This is a genomic window from Leisingera sp. F5 (assembly GCF_001593695.1).
The window spans coordinates 1-2,064 of sequence record NZ_LUKH01000586.1 but is presented as its reverse complement, the minus strand read 5'-3'; the positions used below and the strand labels follow the sequence as shown (position 1 = coordinate 2,064).

At 64.3% G+C, this 2,064-nt stretch carries 2 protein-coding genes; one reads left to right on the top strand and one right to left on the bottom strand.

The annotated features are described in order from the left end of the window. The coding region (locus A2I95_RS33555; protein ID WP_291736792.1) for a caspase family protein at positions 1–1,759 on the top strand (1,759 nt) is incomplete at its 5' end. Between the two features lie 55 nt (positions 1,760–1,814). On the opposite strand, the gene A2I95_RS33550 is transcribed toward A2I95_RS33555, so the two are convergent. Beyond that, on the bottom strand, positions 1,815–2,064 hold a 250-nt coding region (locus A2I95_RS33550), incomplete at its 5' end, for a helix-turn-helix domain-containing protein (RefSeq protein WP_291736791.1).

Here is a 2,064-nt window from a genome sequence, read left to right as displayed (position 1 = left end):
CCGCCCGCCGCTCAACACGCTGGTGGCATTTTCCACCTCCCCCGGCGCCACGGCACTGGATGGCGAGCCGGGCGGCAACAGCCCTTATACTGCCTCGGTCGTGCGGCATTTTCCGAACCGGCCTGAGGAGGACGCGATGACCGTCCTTTCGGCAATACGCGGCGATGTCTATGCAGCCACCGGCAACACGCAGGTGCCCTGGGAAAGCTCAACGCTGATGCAAAAAGTCTACCTGCGCCCGGCAGAACGGTCATTGAACATTGCCACGGCAGACACCGAAACCGCAGTGGCCGGCCTTGATCAGCTGCCTGCCGAACTGTCGGTGAAAGTCCCATTGGGCCGCGCGCTGGAGCTGGCGCCGGAAATCAGCCCCTATGTCACCGCTGGCACAACGGTTTCGATTGTTGAAACGCCTTCGGCCGGGGTGACATCCCTGCAAACCGGGGACAGCGGCGGTCTCAGCCTCAGCTACGCACCGAAACTGGCCGAGCTTCCTGCCCGCAAGGACGGCGGACAGGTCCGCAAGGACCGGATGGTGCTGCGTCTGGCGCAGGCCGGGGCAGTGCGCGACGTGACCGTGAACCTGGAAATGATCGCCCGGCAATGCGATCTCGAAGCCGGGGACCTGCTGGATCTTCAGGGGGTTGGCCTTTACCGCTATCCAAATGAAATCAATCTGAAGGCAGCCGAGACAGCCTGCCGCGACGCTGTCGGGGCAGCGCCTGAAATCGGCCGGCTGCACTATCAGCTTGGCCGCGCGCTGCAGGGTCAGGGCCGCCTGATCGAAGCCTATGAAGCCTTTGAAAAGGCAGCGGAACTGGACCACATCCGCGCTTATAACGCAGTCGCTTATTTGCATGTCACCCCGAATGTCGATCGCGAAACCGTGCCCATCCCCTACAACCCGGACAAGGCTTTTGCCCTATGGGACAAGGGGATTGAGGCAGGTGATCCCTTCTCAATGCACGCCCGCGGCAAGCGGCTTTTGCGTAAAAGCAGCACACCCGAGGAAAAGCGGCGCGGTTTTGACCTGCTGAGTCGCGCGGTAGAGCTGGGCCATACCTATTCGATGAACGAACTCGGGGTTTTCTTCTTGTGGAGCGGCGATGAGCTGGCGCAGCCGGAACGCGGCTTCTCCTACCTGCAAGCCTCTGCCGGGCGCGGCGATATCTATGGCACTGCCAACCTTGGCTATGTCTACCGCGATGGCGGCGCGGGCCAGGCGGTGGACAAGGAAAAAGCGCGCGCGCTGTTCGCCGAGGCCGCACAGCTGGGCCATCCCCATGCCCCGGCTGAGATCGGCCGGATGATCATGGGCGGCGACCTGCCCGGCAGCGACGCAGCCGAAGCGCTGGAATGGTATGACATGGGGCTATCACGAGGCGACGCCTGGGGCGGTTCGAACGGCGCCTGGGTGGCCCTCAACAGGCTGCCGGACCGGATCCCCGCCCATGCTGCTGCTGCGCGGGCAGGCAAGGCCATGGCTTTGAGTGATCCCGATGCACGCGCCGCAGCGCGCGAACTGTTGTCCGGAATGGCCGAAACAGACGTTGCCGCAGGCACCCAGTACATCCTGCGCCAGTTGGGGGCCGGGATTGCCCTCGACGGCCAGTTCGGCCCGGCATCCCGCAAGCAACTGGGCAATTGGGCGCGCAAAGCAGGTCTGCCAGCAACCGTTCCCGGCGATGCCATCAGCCAGCTGCAACTGGCCGCGCAGGTCCATTTTGCGCTGAACCCGATCCGCCAGGACCTGTTCTGACCCTGTGATGCTGTACCGCCCGCGCCCGGTGGTGCCAGGCGCAAGGACGGTCTGATCAGGCCTGTTCCTCCTCGGCCTCTACATGCGCCACCCGGGCACCTGCCTTGTTGGAGGTCACCACCCCCAGCGACTTCAGCTTGCGATGCAACGCTGAACGCTCCATGCCGACAAACGACGCTGTACGGCTGATGTTGCCGCCAAAGCGGTTGATCTGGGTCAGCAGGTATTCGCGCTCAAACGCCTCCCGCGCCTCGCGCAGCGGCAGCGTTGCCAGCGCGCCGGACAGCACCACCCGGCCCTCTTCC